This is a genomic window from Chryseobacterium sp. PTM-20240506, assembly GCF_048296755.1.
In the GTDB taxonomy this organism is placed as follows: domain Bacteria; phylum Bacteroidota; class Bacteroidia; order Flavobacteriales; family Weeksellaceae; genus Chryseobacterium; species Chryseobacterium proteolyticum.
In genome coordinates this window covers 3,291,194-3,309,725 of record NZ_CP182581.1, presented here as the reverse complement: position 1 = coordinate 3,309,725, position 18,532 = coordinate 3,291,194, and the positions used below count along the sequence as shown (strand labels likewise).

The 18,532-nt window shown below is 35.9% G+C and carries 19 protein-coding genes; 17 read left to right on the top strand and 2 right to left on the bottom strand.

The features are described from left to right. The first annotated feature begins 5 nt into the window (after window positions 1-5). The 13 genes from nrfD to ACNFU2_RS14725 all read left to right on the top strand — a co-directional run bounded on the left by nrfD (window position 6) and on the right by ACNFU2_RS14725 (window position 13,290). Window positions 6-1,403: an NrfD/PsrC family molybdoenzyme membrane anchor subunit gene (nrfD, locus tag ACNFU2_RS14785; protein ID WP_172282012.1), complete on the top strand. Its 1,398-nt coding sequence runs from the start codon at window positions 6-8 to the stop codon at window positions 1,401-1,403. Further along, window positions 1,390-1,911, top strand: coding sequence for a DUF3341 domain-containing protein (locus tag ACNFU2_RS14780; protein WP_122546000.1), 522 nt, complete (start codon window positions 1,390-1,392; stop codon window positions 1,909-1,911). The genes nrfD and ACNFU2_RS14780 overlap by 14 nt, the downstream gene beginning before the upstream one ends. A gap of 1 nt (window position 1,912) precedes the next feature. Next, entirely contained in the window at window positions 1,913-2,605 is a 693-nt protein-coding gene (locus tag ACNFU2_RS14775) for a c-type cytochrome (RefSeq protein WP_172282010.1), read from the top strand. Between the two features lie 8 nt (window positions 2,606-2,613). Further along, on the top strand, window positions 2,614-3,945 hold the full coding sequence (locus tag ACNFU2_RS14770) for a quinol:cytochrome C oxidoreductase (RefSeq protein ID WP_172282008.1): 1,332 nt from the start codon (window positions 2,614-2,616) through the stop codon (window positions 3,943-3,945). A 143-nt stretch (window positions 3,946-4,088) separates the two neighbouring features. Beyond that, the gene (locus tag ACNFU2_RS14765) at window positions 4,089-5,111 is read left to right on the top strand and encodes a hypothetical protein (protein ID WP_273650359.1); all 1,023 of its coding nucleotides are present in this window, start codon (window positions 4,089-4,091) and stop codon (window positions 5,109-5,111) included. A gap of 104 nt (window positions 5,112-5,215) precedes the next feature. Then, entirely contained in the window at window positions 5,216-6,409 is a 1,194-nt protein-coding gene (locus tag ACNFU2_RS14760) for a hypothetical protein (RefSeq protein WP_418122160.1), read from the top strand. Further along, on the top strand, window positions 6,410-6,946 hold the full coding sequence (locus ACNFU2_RS14755) for an adenine phosphoribosyltransferase (RefSeq protein ID WP_273650358.1): 537 nt from the start codon (window positions 6,410-6,412) through the stop codon (window positions 6,944-6,946). It begins immediately after the preceding gene. A gap of 31 nt (window positions 6,947-6,977) precedes the next feature. After that, complete coding sequence (locus ACNFU2_RS14750; RefSeq protein WP_172282000.1) at window positions 6,978-7,541, top strand: Crp/Fnr family transcriptional regulator; 564 nt, start codon at window positions 6,978-6,980, stop codon at window positions 7,539-7,541. A gap of 97 nt (window positions 7,542-7,638) precedes the next feature. Beyond that, window positions 7,639-8,682, top strand: a complete 1,044-nt coding sequence (locus ACNFU2_RS14745) for an SMP-30/gluconolactonase/LRE family protein (RefSeq protein ID WP_306613323.1) — start codon at window positions 7,639-7,641, stop codon at window positions 8,680-8,682. Window positions 8,683-8,795: 113 nt separating this feature from the next. Then, entirely contained in the window at window positions 8,796-9,503 is a 708-nt protein-coding gene (locus ACNFU2_RS14740; RefSeq protein WP_172281996.1) for a tetratricopeptide repeat protein, read from the top strand. 2 nt (window positions 9,504-9,505) lie between these two features. Next, entirely contained in the window at window positions 9,506-10,024 is a 519-nt protein-coding gene (gene ribH / locus ACNFU2_RS14735) for a 6,7-dimethyl-8-ribityllumazine synthase (RefSeq protein WP_172281994.1), read from the top strand. 222 nt (window positions 10,025-10,246) lie between these two features. Beyond that, window positions 10,247-12,325, top strand: coding sequence for an LTA synthase family protein (locus tag ACNFU2_RS14730; protein ID WP_273650356.1), 2,079 nt, complete (start codon window positions 10,247-10,249; stop codon window positions 12,323-12,325). Window positions 12,326-12,429: 104 nt separating this feature from the next. Beyond that, window positions 12,430-13,290 (top strand): neutral zinc metallopeptidase, encoded by an 861-nt coding sequence (locus ACNFU2_RS14725; protein WP_273650355.1) that lies wholly within the window; start codon window positions 12,430-12,432, stop codon window positions 13,288-13,290. 49 nt (window positions 13,291-13,339) lie between these two features. Here ACNFU2_RS14725 and ACNFU2_RS14720 read toward each other — a convergent pair whose 3' ends face one another. After that, a complete protein-coding gene (locus tag ACNFU2_RS14720) occupies window positions 13,340-14,188 on the bottom strand; it encodes a GLPGLI family protein (protein ID WP_418122156.1) in 849 nt (282 codons plus the stop codon). A gap of 13 nt (window positions 14,189-14,201) precedes the next feature. Then, window positions 14,202-15,140: a GLPGLI family protein gene (locus ACNFU2_RS14715; protein ID WP_306613318.1), complete on the bottom strand. Its 939-nt coding sequence runs from the start codon at window positions 15,138-15,140 to the stop codon at window positions 14,202-14,204. A gap of 211 nt (window positions 15,141-15,351) precedes the next feature. On the opposite strand from ACNFU2_RS14715, the gene ACNFU2_RS14710 reads away from it, so the two are divergent. The 4 genes from ACNFU2_RS14710 (at window position 15,352) to sufC (ending at window position 18,487) form a co-directional block, all read left to right on the top strand. Further along, window positions 15,352-15,681 carry a HesB/IscA family protein gene (locus ACNFU2_RS14710; RefSeq protein WP_172281985.1) on the top strand — a complete coding sequence of 110 codons (330 nt, stop codon included), beginning with the start codon at window positions 15,352-15,354 and terminating at the stop codon, window positions 15,679-15,681. 83 nt (window positions 15,682-15,764) lie between these two features. Further along, window positions 15,765-17,213 (top strand): Fe-S cluster assembly protein SufB, encoded by a 1,449-nt coding sequence (gene sufB / locus ACNFU2_RS14705; RefSeq protein WP_172281983.1) that lies wholly within the window; start codon window positions 15,765-15,767, stop codon window positions 17,211-17,213. Window positions 17,214-17,215: 2 nt separating this feature from the next. After that, window positions 17,216-17,725: a GNAT family N-acetyltransferase gene (locus tag ACNFU2_RS14700; protein ID WP_418122153.1), complete on the top strand. Its 510-nt coding sequence runs from the start codon at window positions 17,216-17,218 to the stop codon at window positions 17,723-17,725. 18 nt (window positions 17,726-17,743) lie between these two features. Next, the gene (gene sufC / locus ACNFU2_RS14695; protein ID WP_172281980.1) at window positions 17,744-18,487 is read left to right on the top strand and encodes a Fe-S cluster assembly ATPase SufC; all 744 of its coding nucleotides are present in this window, start codon (window positions 17,744-17,746) and stop codon (window positions 18,485-18,487) included. The last annotated feature ends 45 nt before the right edge of the window (window positions 18,488-18,532 follow it).

The following is an 18,532-nucleotide window of genomic DNA, read 5'->3' as shown; positions in this document are numbered from 1 at the left end:
AAAAAATGTCAGGACATTACGAAGCTCCGATAAGGGAACCTCTAATTATTGGTCACAAAACTTATCACGATATCACAGAAGATATTGCACGACCTATCGAAGAAAGAGCAGGTAAATTATGGTGGATATCACTATATGCAGCACTAGTTCTATTCATCTATGGATTCGGGTGTATCGCTTATACTATCGGAACAGGTATTGGAGCATGGGGGCTTAACAGAACTATTAACTGGGGTTGGGATATCACCAACTTCGTATGGTGGGTAGGTATTGGTCACGCCGGAACCCTAATCTCAGCGGTATTATTATTATTTAGACAGCGTTGGAGAATGTCTGTAAACCGTTCAGCTGAAGCGATGACGATCTTCGCTGTTGTACAGGCAGCTATCTTCCCTGTAATCCACATGGGTAGAGTTTGGGTAGGATATTGGGTATTCCCTCTTCCAAACCAATTCGGTTCTCTTTGGGGGAACTTTAACTCTCCTCTACTTTGGGACGTATTTGCGATCTCTACGTATTTCTCAGTATCTACAGTTTTCTGGTTCATGGGATTGATCCCTGACTTTGCAATGATCAGAGATAGAGCTAAAACTCCTTGGACTAGAAAAATCTATACATTCCTAGCATTCGGTTGGGGTGGTAAAGCAAAACACTGGCAAAGATTTGAAGAATTATCTTTGGTTTTAGCAGGTTTGGCAACTCCACTTGTATTCTCAGTACACACTACCGTATCCTTTGACTTCGCAACTTCAGTTATTAAAGGATGGCACTCTACGATCTATCCTCCGTACTTCGTTGCCGGTGCGATTTTCTCAGGATTTGCAATGGTACAAACACTATTGTTAATTGCCAGAAAAGTTTGTCACCTTGAAGATTACATCACTATGTATCACATTGAAATTATGAACATCGTAATTGTGGTAACAGGTGGTATGGTAACTGTAGCTTACGCAACTGAATATTTCATAGGATGGTACTCAGGATCAAGATTTGAAGATTTTACGTATCTTTCTCCAGGTGCAGCAACAGGTCCTTATTGGTGGGCTTTCTGGTCACTAATTATCTGTAACCTTGTTATTCCGGCTTCTTTCTGGTTCAAAAGAGCAAGAACGAACATTATCTGGACTTTCATTGTAGCACTAATTATCAACATCGGTATGTGGTTTGAGCGTTTCGATATCATCGTAATCAACCTTTCAAGAGATTACTTGCCAGGTTCATGGACGATGTTTAAACCAACCATTATTGACGTAGGTGTATATTTAGGAACAATCGGATTCTTCTCTGTACTATTCTTATTATACGCAAGAACATTCCCTGTAATTGCACAGGCTGAATTAAAATCGATTTTGAAAATCTCAGGTGAAACTTATAAAGCAAAAGAAGGAGATGAGCACCACTAAAATTGTATACGGACTTTATGCTGATGACGACGATTTAATGAACGGCGTTAAAGCATTCAACGATAAAGGAATAAAAATCAACGAGGTTTATACTCCATTTCCGGTTCACGGACTAGATAAAGCTTTAGGTCTGAAGAAGACAAGAATTTCTGATGCTGCTTTTATCTATGCTTGTTATGGTGTTACGATCGGTGCAACTGTAACCTGGTATGTAATGAATCATGACTGGCCTCAGAATATCGGTGGTAAACCAGCTTTTGACTGGGGACACAACATGCCGGCATTCGTAGTTCCGATGTTTGAATTAATGGTATTCTGTGCTGCTCACATGATGTCACTTACTTTCTTGGTAAGAAACAAGATGTATCCTGGAGCTCCGGCACAAAATCCGGATCCGAGAACTACAGATGACAAATTCATGATGGAATTTGTAACTGAAGATGTAGAATCTGTAAAACAGCTACTTATTGAGACTGGAGTTGAAGAAATAACTGTTAAAGACGCTTAAAATGAAAAAGAATGTATTAAGAATTACTGCAATCTTAGGTTTAACAACAGTTTTACTTAATTCTTGCGGACCGAAAGAAAATGCACCTCTGGTATATTTCCCGGATATGTATTTCCCGGTAGCATATGATCCATTGATGAAGGCTAAAGATGCTTATTCAGATCATGACAATGAAATTCCAGCGTTTGTTAAAAATAGCTATGCAACAGGACTTGCTCCAGTAGAAGGGAGTGTTGCTCAAAATAAAGACGGAATTTTTGAAGAAGGATTACTTCCTAAAAATGCAGATGAATATAATGCAGGATATGATGCATCAAAAAAGTTGACGACTTCTCCTCTAAATCCAGCTAATGCAGCTAAAGATATAGAAAGAGGAAAAATGTTGTTCGACCATACTTGTGCGGCATGTCACGGAACAGGAGGTGATGGACAAGGACCAATCGTACAAAGCGGTGCTTTCTCAGGTGTACCTAACTATGCTGATAGAGAAATTACTGTGGGATCTGTTCATTATGTATTAACAAACGGTAGAAATGCGATGGGGTCTTATGCAGGACAATTGAATGCAGGAGACAGATGGAGAGTAGCAATGTATGTGATGAGTGCTTTCAAAAAAGGAGCAGCAGCACCTGCGGCAGCTACAGCTACAGCAGCGGCACCAGCAACTGAAACGACTACCGAAACTAAAAAATAAGAAAAGAAATGTATACTTTTTCACCAAAATTAAAATCAATTTCTATAATACTGCTTGTTGTAGGTTTAGTTCTATTTGGTATTGGTTTTTTCTTGAATAAAGGAATCAGCACAGAGAAAATTGAACAGATGATGGAAGCTGTTCATGCTTCAGGTCACAATGCTCCTACACATTCAAGTGAAATGGTAGGACCTCAGGACCACGCTGCCCATTTGGAACACGCAGAATTGCAGGTTCACAACCAGCCGTTGGCATCACTACACTTTGTAGCTGTATTTTTCTTCGGAGTAAGTTGTGCAGTATTATTTTTCTACTGTATTCAGCATGCAGCTCACGCAGGTTGGCCAATTATCATTACAAGAGTAATGGAAGCTATTGCTTCTTATATTCCATACGGGGGAGCTATTTTGATCATCCTTATGCTATTAAACATTTCTCACAATGGTCACCTTTTCCATTGGATGGATCCGGAGTTAACAAACCCTGATTCTCCGCACTTTGATGTGATCTTATTCGAGAAAAAAAGATTCTTAAATATCCCTTTCTATGCATTCAGAACGTTCTTGTATGTAATCGGAGCATCATTCTTCGCATGGAAATTAAAAGCTGTTTCAAAGAAAGTAGATGAAACTAAATCAAGAATCGACTACCAAATGCTTTACAGATGGGCAGTAGGATATATTGTATTCTTTGGATTCTGTTCAGCTGCATGGGCTTGGGATTGGTTGATGTCTATTGACCCTCACTGGTATTCTACAATGTATATCTGGTATTCTATGGTTAGCTGCCTGTCTAGTGGTATTGCAGTAATCATCCTAATCAGTGTATACCTTAAGAAGAACGGTTTCTTACCACAGTTCAATGATAACCACTTACACGATCTTGGAGTATTCCTTTTCGCAACAAGTATGCTTTGGACATATACATGGTTTGCACAGTTCATGCTTTACTGGTATGCCAACGTACCGGAAGAGGTTAATTACTTCTTTGGAAGATTCCAACACTACTCACCTACTTTCCTTCCAATGTTGATCATTAACTTCTTATTACCTTTATTGGTATTAGTAAGCAGCAGTATCAAGAGAAACTATAAAGTAGTTACTACAATGGCAGTAGTTGTAATCCTTGGACACATTCTAGATTACTTCAATATGGTAATGCCGGGAACAGTAGGACCATACTGGAATACTCCTGAAGTATTCATCCTGATCTTAGGATCTATCCTATTCATTGTTGGGTTATTTATGTTTACTGTAATGACTGCATTATCTAAACTTAAATTGATTCCTACAGGAAACCCATTCTTACATGAATCTGAAATTTATGAGTATCCTTTCTAAGGACTTGTAACAAAATAAAAACTATAAAAGACTGATTATTAAATAATCAGTCTTTTTTTATGATTATAATTGATGTATCAGGCAACTATTTTCAAAATCCGGTGTCTTTATATATGAATACAAACCATTAAACAGCTTTTATTATGAAGGAAAATTATGTATTACAGATCATATTCCTGCTCATCTTTAGTTTCATGCATTCACAGACGATAACTTTTGTTTCTGAAAAGGACAATAGACCCTTGCCAAAAGTATCTGTCTTTGGAAAAGATGGAAGCATCCTAGCCTATTCAGATATTGATGGTAAAATAGACAAAAAAGCATTGGATCCCTCTCAGGAAAAATTCCAATTGGTTTACGATAATTTTTCCGTAGCAACACTATCCTACACAGAAATTGACCACGACATTATAAAACTCAATGATCGGATAAAGGAAATTGAGACAGTCGTGATCAAAAATAATAAACCGGCTAAATACATTTTCATCAAAGGAAATTTCAACTCTTATGTTACGGTTAATAATAAGCTTAATGCATATGCGGATGGAATAATTACCTATATTTTTGACAATAAAAGTAAAAAGCTGAAAAGTACAAATGTTCAGCAGTACAGAATCTATCGTCTGGAAGATCCTAAAAATGAAAAAAAACAAACTTCATCATGGGATTATGGGAACTCGCTGAATCTTCCTAAGCTTAAGCACTTGGGAAATCCAGAAGATTATAAAACAAAAATTACTGAAATAAAAGAATTAAAAGGAGACAGGAAAGACCAGATCGAAATTTCCGGCGGTGTTTTACAGGAGAAAGAATTCGCATTTCTTGGATTCCGGTTTTATGATATCAGGACAATCCTTAATCTCACATTTGAAAAGGGATCATCAAAAGGTTTAAGAGATTTTCTAGAATACAATGAGCGCACCTTTGTTAAATTAAAACATAAAAGTGAGCCAGATTACAATCAAATCATAGTGTATTCTAATTTCTATCCAACCGAATTCAGCTTCGAAAATGATAACGATACCAATAAAGTAAGATTTGATAAAGATAACAGCAATTACAAAATATCTTTTTGGCAGGACGCCTCATTTCCAAATATGCAAAGCATTTTCAGCTCATTCTTTAAAGGAGATCTAAAAGAACAGCCTAACAAATACAACCCATAGAACAGGATGATTTGATACTACAATCAGCTAAAATGAAGAAGAAATAAAAAATAAAAATTTCTATTCATAAAGGTTTTACTAAATTTGTATCAAACTCAATTAAAATGAAAAAGTTTTCTCTTCTACTTATTTTTAGTTTATTGCTTTTTACAGCATGCAAGAAAGATCATGTAGATGCTACGAGTACAAAAACTTTACAGTCAAGTATCAATGACATGGCTTCAAGTCTGTCTACCATTAAACAAATCAAGTTTAATGAGGCGCTTTATATCCTTAAAACCTTTGGTGTAGATGCTGATGGTGACATCAATGAGGTAAAAGCTCTTGGTAAGTTGATCGACGGAAAAAAAGTTCCTGAAATTATGGCAATGGCAGATGAAGTTGCTCAAAAAAATAATATCGAATGGGCAAGTACCGCTCCTCCGTCATTAGGAGAAATGAATATCTTCGGTGACGAAAAAGCAAAAGAGACAGATCCCAATGATGTAAAAGCAAATTCATTAAGTATTATAACGAGACCATCAGCTGACGATGGAAACGGAGCCACTGCTATACAAATTATCCCAAAGCTTGTGGATAACGCCGGTAATCCTGTTACTTTTACAGGAGCTGGATTAGAAACAACCCTGGAAGTTTTCAGTAATGGAGTAAAGCTCTCTACCGCTAAAAATCTAATGACTGATAACAACTTTAAAGGTTTCAATTTAAAGTTTTCATCTCTTCTCGCTTCAAAAGTTGTGGACAATAAAATAGATATCACGGTGTCTATTAAGACAACTGCAAAAACATTCAAAATGTCTAAAATAGGACTTGAAGTTAACCCTTCAGCTTTGAAAGTTCCGGCTCCTCCTAAAACAGATTCTACAGTAGTAAATCAGGATCCTAATGCTGTAATTGATCCAAATAATCCTACAGGAACAGCACCTGTTTCTACAGATCCGTCTGCATCAACATCTCCGGCAACTCCTAAACAACCTGCTGCAGATCCAAAAAATACAGTAAGTAAATTCCTAAATAATGTAAGTTCGCAAAATCTTAAAGCTGCTTTTGATGCTTCAAACAATCCAAGTTGGGGAAGCTATGAATCATTTTCAAATCCTACTTCCGGATTTGGATCTGTAAAAAATGTAAGTGTAAAAAACATTACAACCAATGCTACAAACGCAAACAGCTCTAGTGTGAATGCAACTTATGATGTTACCGATAAGAATGGAAAAACCACTTCTCTAAAAGTAACTTTCGGACTTAAAAATGTAAATGGTGACTGGAAAATTTCCAGCTACAAAATAAACCCATAAATGGCCTCAAAGGAATTAATTAAGCAACTGGAAAATACCATTGAAAATGTTCCTGACTTTCCTATTCCGGGAATACAGTTTAAAGACATTTCACCAATTTTTCTAAATCCAAAGTTATATGAAGACGTTATTGAAGATCTTGTGAAATTCAGTAAAGGAAAAATAGATGCTGTTTGTGGAATTGAAAGCCGTGGTTATCTTTTTGGGATTGCTATTGCTGTAGCCCTTGAAGTTCCATTTATCCTGATCAGGAAAAAGGGAAAGCTACCCCCTCCTATTGTTTCTGAAAAATATGATCTGGAATATGGAAGTGCAGAGATTGAAACCCGTGAAGGTCAGATCAAAAAAGGACAGCGAGTCCTCATCCATGATGATTTGCTTGCAACAGGTGGTACAACAGAAGCAGCAGCAAAATTGGTAGAGAAACAAAGTGCAACAGTAGCCCAGTTCAGCTTTTTATCTGTTTTGAAAGATTTAAAAGGCGATGAAAAACTACGTAAATTCAATGCGGAAATCTATCATATATTAGAATACTAAAATATCATACTGTCAGAATCAAAAACCTGTAATGGAAAACCTGAGAGCACATTTCGAAGAAATAATTGATTTGACTGATGATGAATTTGCTTACATTCTTTCTCACTTTACAATAAAAAAATTAAAAAAACATCAGTTCCTCATTCAAAAAGACGATTCTGTTAATCACACATATTGGGTGAAAAAAGGATTATTGAAAGCTTCCTATACTGATGAAAAAGAAAAGGAACACATTATACAGTTTGCGATGGAAAATTGGTGGATCACAGATTATCAAGCTTATTTCACCCATACAAAAGCCATATTTAACGTAGACTGCCTCGAAAATACAGAGCTCCTTTGTTTATCTTATGAAAACCGGGAAAAACTGTGTAAAGAAATGCAAAAAGTAGAGCATTTTTTCAGAAAAAAAGCCAACAGTGGATTTGTTGCTCTTCAAAAACGAATGATTTCGCTTTTATCCGATAATATAAAGGAGCGTTATGAAGTTCTCCTTGCACAATACCCTGATCTTTTTCAAAGGGTTTCGAAAACAATAATTGCCTCTTACATTGGAGTTTCAAGAGAATCCCTAAGTCGTCTGGGTTCTAAATAGTGAGATTCGTCACAAAATATTTGTGAGAATCATCCTTTTACATTTCGCCATATACATCCATTTTTGTATTAAAGTTTACTAAAAAATAGATGTTATTATGTACAAATTAAAAAAAATAGTTTTCTTATGTTTGTTTATAACAAACGTGGTGGCTTATAGTCAGGAAACAACCAGCAAAGTTCAGATGAGTATCTTTGCTGAAAATCCGCAACAATGGACCGGAATTGCCATTTCCAAAACTAATCGTGTTTTTGTCAATTTCCCAAGATGGTCTCCGGAAACACCGGTTTCTGTTGCAGAAATTATTGACGGGAAGACCATCCCTTTTCCTAATCCGCATTGGAACAATTGGACAGAAAATACATCAAACAATAATCAGTTTATTTGTGTTCAAAGTATGTATGTAGATAGTAAAGACTTACTTTGGGTTTTGGATACAGGCTATGAGCTTTTGACCGATACCACAAAAGGCGCCCGCCTATTTTGCTTTGATCTTAAAAATAATACCCTCATCCACAATTACTTTTTACCTGCCGAGAAAATAACAAGCAAAGCTTACTTAAATGATTTTAGAATAGACCATAAAAATCACATTGCTTATTTTACAGATTCACAGGTCGGTGGTATTGTCATGTTCGATCTAAACACCACCGAAGTACGAAGAGTTCTTGTCAATCATTACTCTACCTTAACCGAAGTAGATAAGATTATAATAGAAGGTTACGAAAGGAAACACCCGGTGCATTCGGACGGAATAGAACTTGATGCACCGAGCGGATATTTATATTTTTGCTCATTGATGGGTAAAAATGTCTACAGGATACCGGTTGCATATTTATTAGATAAAAATATTTCTGATACCGAATTGGGAACAAAGGTGGAAAAGTATGCGCAAACCGGAGCCAATGATGGGATTATATTCAACAAGAAAGGAGAACTTTTTCTAAGTAGTTTAGAGAAAAATGCAATCAGTAAAATAAATAAACAAGGTGTTTTTACCGAAATAATAAAAGATGAAGCTATAAAATGGCCTGATTCATTTGCTTTTGACAACCAAAGGAATCTCTACTTTACAACTTCTCAAATACACTTACCTAAAGAAAAAAGAAGCACTTACAAAATATTTAAATTGAAGTTTTAAAAACAAAGCCCAGAATCTTTTGACATTTAAGGCCACAAAAACTAATATTCATAATTTATATTTTGTAAATCATTCAGAAACAATTAAATTTGCAATTCAATTTTTAAGAATTTATGGCAAAACTTGCAAAGAATGCTCAGAAAGAGCAAGAAGGTAAAGAAACAGTGGAATTTTTTAAAGATCTTGACAGAGAGGCTTTGAATACAGAAAGATTCCTTGAAAAGTACTCAAAACCATTAGGTATTGTTTTTGGGGCTTTGATTTTAGGAGTTTTAGGATTTTTCGCCTATAAGCAATTTGTTGTTGCTCCTCAAAATGCCGAAGCAGTAAAGACATTCCTTGCCGCTCAGAAAAACCTTACCGAAGGTAAAGATAAAGAAGCTTTAGGAGGTAAATCTGCTGCTAATCCAGGTTTTATTGGAACTTATAATGATTTTTCTTCTACAGATATCGGTAAGCTTGCAGGATATAATGCCGGTTTGTTAAAATTCAAAGAAGGAAAATTTCAAGAAGCATATGATCTTTTGGATCAGTTTTCTTCTGATAATAAAACATTGATGGCTATGAAGTATGGTGCCATGGCTGATGCTAAATCCGGTCTTAATAAAAATGATGAAGCTTTAGCATTATTAGACAAGGCAGCAACAGCATCTTCAGATCCTTATACTTCTTACTACTTTACAAGAAAAGCAGGTATTGTTGCATTAGGATTAAAGAAAAATGCAGATGCAAAAAAATACTTCTCAACTATTGACGAGAAATATCAGGACTACGATAACGGAATGTCTGATTCTTATATTGAAATGACTAAATATTATTAAAAATGGCAACAGTTAATCTTTCCGATTACAAGCCACTTCATATAACCAATGCCGAAGATTTTTCTATCGGCATTGTTTTTTCTGAGTGGAATGACTTTGTAACTTACAATCTTCGTGATGCAGCTTTAGAAATCCTTGAAAAAGAAGGAGTAAAAACAGAAAATATAAAGTTGTTTTCGGTGCCGGGAGCCTTCGAGTTAAATTATGCAAGTATGCAGCTTTGCAAAGAAAGAAAATTCGATGCTGTGATTGCAATAGGATGTATTATCCGTGGAGAAACTCCACACTTCGACTTTGTATCTTCTGCGGTAGCCCAGGGAATTAAAGATTGTAATATTTTAACAGATACCCCAACCATCTTTTGTGTTCTTACCGATGACACCAAAGAGCAATCGATTGCGCGAAGCGGTGGAGATTTGGGAAATAAGGGCGTAGAAGCAGCCGTTACAGCCTTAAGAATGATAGATTTCAAAAAGAATTTATCAGATAAAAAAGGGAACATTGGCTTTGGCCATTCTTAGCATATCTCTTTTCTTAGAGAATATAAAGGGACATCAAATGATAGTCCCTTTTTCTGTACCTAGGTTTAGGGACCAATTTGAGGCTACAGCTTATAGAGAATTCAACTTAAGAATAATTTAATTTATTATAAAAAATACAACAAACTACCTGTTTTTATTTTTTCTCTTGAAAAACTGTGCATAAAAACTATCTTTGTAAAAGTTAACATATATCTAATCTGAATGTATTCGCAAAAAATAAAACCATTTTTATACTTAGGATTCTTTTATCTTATCGTATCACTTATCATTAGGATAGTGTTTTTTTTCCATCCAATAACTACAGCAAGCTTTGGCTTTTTTGAAGTCCTTAAAGTTTTAGTAGTTGGTGTGGCTAATGATGTTTTTGTGTTTATACTGGCTAGTACATTTCTGGCGCTTTACTTTTTATTTCTTTCAGATTCAAAATACAAAAATCCTTACGGACAAATCATATTGGGAGCTTTAGTGCTCCTTTTTTTCTACATACTTTTTATTCCTAATAATATTTTCAAACAATATGGCGGTTCTATAGCAGAAATTACACTTGCTTTTATTGGAGTAAAGATCCTTTGCTTTGCATTAATGCTTTTTTTTCCTTCCAAAAGGATTAAAATCAGAAATATCCTCTATTTTATCACATTATTTATATATGTACTGCTCATCATATTTAATGCAGTAAGTGAATATTTCTTTTATAATGAATTTGGATTACGATATAATTTTATTGCCGTAGATTATCTCATATATACTAATGAAGTGATCGGAAATATAATGGAAAGCTACCCTGTCCTTCCTCTCTTTCTGATTATTTTTGCACTTACATCTGCAGTTACATGGTTTATCTTTAAAAAGACCAAAGATGAACTTAAGGAGCTTCCTGACTTCAAGCAAAAACTGGTTTTATTAGCGTCTTTCATAATACTTGCCGGAATCAGCTTATTCTCTCTTACATTCACAACCCAAATCAAATCCTCAAATGTATTTGCAGAAGAAATCGAAGCCAATGGTTTCCCGAAATTTTACTGGGCATTTACCCATAATGAATTGGATTACTTTCAGTTTTATCCGCATATAGATCAAAAAACAGCAGAACATAATTTTTTAAGCCAATACCCTGAACCTGCCCTTACAAGAAATATTACATCCGACCAACCGGAACTTAAAAAGAACGTGGTTCTTATATCCATCGAAAGCTTATCTGCAGATTTTATGCAGCATTATGGAAATGATCAGAAAATAACTCCTTTCCTGGATAGTCTGGCTGACCGATCCATGATGTTTACCAATTTGTATGCAACAGGAAACAGAACAGTTCGGGGCCTCGAAGCCTTAACCCTTTGTATCCCGCCAACAGCCGGAGAAAGCATCATAAAAAGAGAAAATAATAAAAACAAATTTACAACAGGAAATATCTTTAAATCAAAAGGATATGATGTAAAATTCCTGTATGGAGGCTACAGCTATTTTGATAATATGCAGGATTTCTTTGCCGGAAATGGATACGGAATTGTTGACAGAAATAATTTCAAGCCGGAAGAAATAACCTTTGCCAACGTTTGGGGAGTCGCTGATGAAGATATGGCGAAAAAAGCCATTCAGGTAATGAATGCAGAGTCAAAATCCGGAAAACCATTTTTTAACCATTGGATGACTGTTTCCAATCACAGACCTTTCACTTATCCGGGCGGAAGAATAGATATCCCCGGAGATGCAAAATCAAGAGAAGGAGGTGTAAAATATACAGATTACTCCCTTCGCAAGTTTTTCGAGATGGCAAAAAAACAAGATTGGTACAAAAACACCGTTTTCGTTATTGTAGCTGACCACTGTGCTTCAAGTGCAGGAAGTACGGAATTACCTATGGACAAATACAGAATTCCCGCAATGGTTTTTTCAGAAGATTTTATCCAGCCTGTAAAATTTGATAAGCTTATGTCACAAATAGATCTTATGCCAACTGTTTTGGGATTACTCAACTTCAGCTATCAATCGAAGTTCCTGGGCCAGGATGTTCTCAAAAAAGAATTTCAGCCTAAAGCATATATTGCCACTTATCAGGATCTGGGTTTTGTAAAAGACGGATATTTAACGGTAATTTCTCCTGTTAAAAAGATAAAGCAATATTCCCTTTCCCAAAAGAAGGATAAACTTACTCCGGAATTTAGCATTTATTATGATGAAAATCCTTTAAAAAAGCCGGATCAAAAAATTGTTGACGATGCAATTTCCGCCTATCAGTCGACTTCATATTGGCTAAAAACAAACCAGCTTAATCGCTAATGTATTGTAGATATCAATATAGTAAATACATAAGAGGATTTTATAGTCCTCTTATTTTATTTTCAGCATTAAATCTTTAAATTTACATACACAAAAAAATTACTATGAAATGGACAGACGATAGAGGAGGGAACGTTGAAGACCGCCGAGGTTCCGGAGGGAGCGGTGGTATGATCGTTGGAGGAGGATTAGGAACATTAATTATTGCAGCCATTGTTTTCTTCTTAGGCGGGGATCCTTCCAGCATATTAAGTTCAGGGAGCAACATGTCATCACCTACCCAAACAGAGCAAAGGGAGCTAAATGCCAATGAAAAGAAAATTGGAGAAATGGTAGATATGATGAGTGGCTGGAATAACCTTACATGGAATCAGATTTTCAAGGAAAATGGAATGACCTATACACCTCCGAAAATTGTTCTTTTCGAAGAAACAACACAATCAGGTTGTGGTACGGCTCAAGCAGCAATGGGACCATTCTATTGCCCCGCAGATCAGAAAGTATACATGGATATGAGCTTCTTTAACGAGTTGCAACAAAGGTTCGGTGCTAAAGTAACAGAATTTACTATAGCCTATGTACTTGCCCATGAAGTCGGGCACCACGTACAGACTTTGTTAGGAACCACTCAAAAAGTAGATGCACTGAGAAGAAGTGGAAGATATTCGGAAGCGGATATGAACAGAGTATCAGTCGCTACTGAATTGCAGGCCGATTTTTACGCAGGAGTCTGGGCGAAAAACATAGATCAGGAAAGGCATATTCTGGAACCGGGAGATATCGATTCTGCGATAGAAGCTGCTCAGGCTGTTGGTGACGACAATATTCAAAAAAGGTCCCAGGGATATGTTAATCAGGAAAGTTTTACTCATGGATCATCTGCCCAACGTAAGGAATGGTTTATGAAAGGTTATAATACCGGGGATATCAGACAAGGAGATACATTTAATCAACTTTTAAAGTAACAACTATACTCTAAAAAACAGCCTGAAGAAAATTCTTCAGGCTGTTTTTTTATTGCAGTTCGATTGGATTACTATTTTTCTTTGCATCGTCCTTAACTCTCTCCTCCATTCTTTTTCGGAAATCGGCAGGATTTCCACCTCCATTCCCTCTAGGTCCGGATATTCCTCCTCCAATTCTGGTTTGGGCAAAACCTCCTCCGCCCTGTGTCATGAACGATGCCGGATCTGCATAGAACTTTTTCTGCTGTTTGATATAATCTGCCCTTTTAACCTTAATGGTATTTCCAAACTGATTCATCGTAGGGAAAGCAGCGATTTTATAATTCTTCATCAAATCAAAAGAGTAATCACCAAGATCATCCTCTACTTTTATAATAAGGCCTGGAAGTCCGCTGAATTTATAAGGTCCATCCTGATATGGAAGATCTGTAGTAAACCAGGCTGTCCATTTTCTTCCCCCAAAATCGGTCTCTGCCTTTTGAACCTTATAGTCTCCTATTTTTGTGGTCTCAGATAATATTTTCCAGTTTAACGGCCTGTCCTCTTCATATGAATACATATCACGGCCTAACCGGTCTTTAAAATAGATCTTTTGATCCTTTTTATCTTTCTCAATTGTATAGTTGATATTACTCCGTAAGCTTTCCATTTGATCTCTGTTAAAGCCTCTCGCTCCACCACTTTGGAAAGTATTTTGTATAATAGAATCTCTTTTTATCCTGTTTTCTGAATAAAAAACAGATTTATCCTGTGAGATATCCAAATAAGCATTCTCTGTTTTTACATCATTTTTATTTGTAACATCAGATTTCATAGTTACCTGATATACAAAACGGTTCACCTGTGCAAAGGTTATTTGCATACATAGTATTAAAACTATGATTCCTATTTTTTTCATTTATTTTATATTTTTATTGTAATTCGATCGGATTTTGGCTTCCTGTATTAAAGGATGTATTTCCAGAGCCGAAACTTTGTGCAGGAAGGTCACTGTTCCCCCCATTCATTCCCGTTCCTCCACGACGCATTCCTCCTCCTCTCATTCCGTCTCTTCCACCACCATTCATTCCTCCCTGATGTCTGCCTGCCTCAAAACCTTGCATACCACCGTTATTTCCTCCGTTTATACTTCTTTTGTTTTTACTAAGCTCCAATTCCAACGCCGCTTTATCTCCATGGAAATTGACCCTTGAAGTTTTTCTCGCATCAGAATCCATAGGCTCTTCAAAAGGGTTCTTTACAACAACTTTTTTTATGAGATCAAATTTATAATCTCCTTTATCATCTTCAAGCTTTACAATCAATCCTGGTAACCCCGAAAATTTATAAGGTCCATCAGAAACATTGATGTCTTTCGTAAACCACGCTGTCCAGGTTCTTCCAGCAAAGCTGGCAGTTGCCTTTTGTGACGAATAGCCATTCTGTTTTTCGACATCATTTGTTACATTCCATTGTATAGGTCTGTCCTCCTGATAATAAATCTGCTTCCCTCCTACTCTGTCGTAATAATATACTTTTTGATCCGGAATATCTTTAAGAATATAATAATCAAAAAAAGACTGTTCCCCCGATTTTCCTATTCCTAATTTTGAAAAATCTTTACCCTCTTTTTTATTACTTATCCTTTCATCCCGTTTAAAGTTTGACACAAGAGAGTCCCTTACTAATTTATGTTCACTTATGAATAACGATTGACTGCCTTTGATATCGAGGAAAGTCCTTTCAGTCTTCAGCCCTACCAGGTTAATTGAATCCGGATTTACAGCTGTTTCATAAATATAACGTGTCGTCTGTCCATAAGACATAGACAATAGAAACAACACAAAAAAGACCGGTAATTTATTTTTCATAATAGTTCTTTATAGATAAAAAATACTGTCTAAAGTTAAATCGGACCAGAATCACTAATTTTGCCGCAGAAAATTTATCCATTTTTAATAGCAGTGTTCATATGTATAATGATCCTCTTGTGATTAGAATTATTAAAATAGATATCTTCAATTTGAGATTGCGGAAATTAGTTCGTATTTTTGCAAGATTAAATCATTCTAAATAAATACAATGATAACAGTATCAGATCAAGCGAAGTTAAAAGCCATCCAACTAATGACGGAAGAAGGCTTTGACCCTGCTGAAGATTATATAAGAGTGGGGGTAAAAAGTGGAGGATGTTCTGGTTTGGAGTATGTTTTAAAATTTGATAACGAAAAAACAGAAACAGATCAGATTATTGAAAATAACGATGTTAAGATTGTTGTGGACAAAAAATCTATCCTCTATTTAGCGGGTACAATTCTTGAATATTCAGGAGGTTTGAATGGAAAAGGATTTGTTTTTAACAATCCGAATGCATCCAGAACATGTGGTTGTGGAGAAAGTTTTTCTCTATAGAGAAAAGACATTAGATGCTGGATATCAGATAAAAGACCTGTTCTTCAATCTGAAATCTAACATCTGAAATCTAAAAAAAAATAATGAGTAAATATACAGAAGACGATTTACGCGTCGATTTAGAAAATAAAAAGTATGAATTCGGTTGGGAAACCAAGATCGATTATGAAGATTTCCCAATTGGTTTAGATGAAAATATCATCCGTGCCATTTCTGCTAAAAAAGAAGAACCGGAATGGATGACAGAATGGCGTTTGGAATCTTTCAGAATATGGCTTAAAATGGTAGAACCTACCTGGGCAAATATTAAGTATGAGAAACCAGATTTCCAAGCTATCCGTTATTATGCTGCTCCAAAGAAAAATCCTGAGCTAGCAAGCCTAGATGAGGTGGATCCTGAGCTTCTCAAAACATTTGAAAAGCTAGGTATCAATATCGAAGAGCAAAAAAGACTTTCGGGAGTTGCGGTAGATATCGTCATCGATTCTATTTCTGTAAAAACAACTTTTCAGGAAACCCTGGCAGAAAAAGGAATTATTTTCTGCTCTATTTCCGAAGCGATAAAAAATCACCCAGACCTGGTGAAAAAATATCTTGGAAAAGTAGTTCCAAGAGGAGATAATTTTTATTCTGCATTAAACTCCGCGGTTTTTTCTGACGGAAGTTTCTGCTATATTCCAAAAGGTGTAAGATGCCCGATGGAGCTTTCTACTTACTTCCGTATCAATCAGGCTGGAACAGGACAGTTCGAAAGAACCCTTGTTATTGCGGATGAAGGAAGTTATGTTTCTTATCTTGAAGGATGTACAGCTCCTTCCAGAGATGAAAATCAGCTCCATGCAGCTGTTGTGGAATTAATAGCAATGGACAATGCAGAAATTAAATATTCAACTGTTCAGAACTGGTATCCGGGTAACGAAGAAGGCAAGGGAGGTGTATTCAATTTTGTGACTAAAAGAGGACTTTGCGAAAAAAATGCAAAAATCTCATGGACGCAGGTTGAAACCGGGTCTGCAGTAACATGGAAGTATCCTTCTTGTATTTTAAAAGGAGATGGCTCAATAGGTGAGTTTTACTCCATTGCGGTGACCAATAATCACCAGTATGCTGATACAGGAACTAAAATGATCCACATCGGAAAGAATACGAAATCAACGATTATTTCCAAGGGTATTTCAGCAGGAAAATCTCAGAACTCATATAGAGGGCAGGTAAAAGTAATGCCTTCTGCAAAAGGAGCAAGAAACTTTTCACAGTGTGATTCATTACTGATGGGTAATGAGTGCGGTGCGCATACTTTCCCATATATTGAGATCAAAGACCCGACTGCACAGCTGGAACATGAAGCTACTACTTCAAAAATTGGGGAAGATCAGATCTTCTATTGCAATCAGAGAGGTATTGATACAGAAAGGGCTATTGCTTTGATTGTAAATGGGTTCAGTAAGGAAGTTTTAAATAAACTTCCAATGGAGTTTGCTATTGAAGCCCAGAAATTATTAGAGATATCATTAGAAGGTTCGGTAGGGTAATTATGAAGGAAACTACGGAAAGATTGATTTTAAGAAAACCTGAAAAAGACGATTTTGAAAAATTTTTTGAAATTAATAATGATCCGCAGACTAATTTATATAATCCAAATGGACCAATGAGTCTTGAAAAGGCTACAAGTACATTTAATAGGATGCTGGAACACTGGGAACAAAATAATTTTGGAGCCTGGGCTGTTTCAGAAAAAGAAAATCCGGAAAAAATCATTGGTTTTGGAGGGTTAAGCTATAAAATGTATGGTGAGACAGAAAAATTAAATCTGGGATATCGCTTTGCTCCCGAAGCTTGGGGAAAAGGATATGCAACAGAATTTTCAAAAAAGACAATAGACTTCGGTTTTAGTGATTTAAATGAAAAGGAAATTTTTGGTGTTGTCCGTCCTAACAATATAGCTTCCATCAAAGTATTGGAGAAAGCAGGAATGGAGCAGACAGGAAAACTTAATGATGTCCCGGATCAGCCGGAAAGTTTAGTATATAGAATTCAAAAATAATTTGTTTAAGCAAATAAAATGTTAGAAATAAAAAACTTACACGCCAGAATTGAAGATGGCGCACAAATTTTAAAAGGTATCAATCTTGAAATAAAACCAGGTGAAGTCCATGCTATTATGGGGCCTAACGGAGCAGGAAAATCTACCCTTTCTTCTATTATCGCAGGAAAAGAAGATTATGAGGTTACAGAAGGTGAAATTATTTTTGAGGGCGAAAACATCAATGAGGATGCTCCTGAAGAAAGAGCGCACAAAGGAATATTCCTTTCTTTTCAGTATCCGGTAGAAATTCCTGGAGTTTCTGTTACTAACTTTATTAAAGCTGCTTTAAACGAAAACAGAAAAGCAAACGGACTCGAAGAAATGCCGGCAAAAGAAATGCTTGCTATGATTCGTGAAAAGTCTGAAAAACTTGGAATTAAAAAAGATTTCCTTTCAAGATCATTAAACGAAGGATTTTCGGGAGGTGAAAAGAAGAGAAATGAGATCTTTCAGATGATGATGCTTAATCCAAAATTAGCTATTCTTGATGAGACAGATTCAGGATTGGATATTGATGCTTTAAGAATCGTTGCAGATGGAGTAAATTACTTTAAAAACGAAGGAAATGCAGTTCTTTTGATTACCCACTATCAAAGATTGCTTAATTATATCCAACCGGACTTTGTTCATGTACTGGCTAACGGTAAAATTATAAAGACTGGTGACAAATCTCTTGCTTTAGAATTGGAAGCAAAAGGTTACGATTGGCTTCTTAACTAATTAGATAAGAAGAAATATTTTTAGTACCGATTTTATCAATCATTA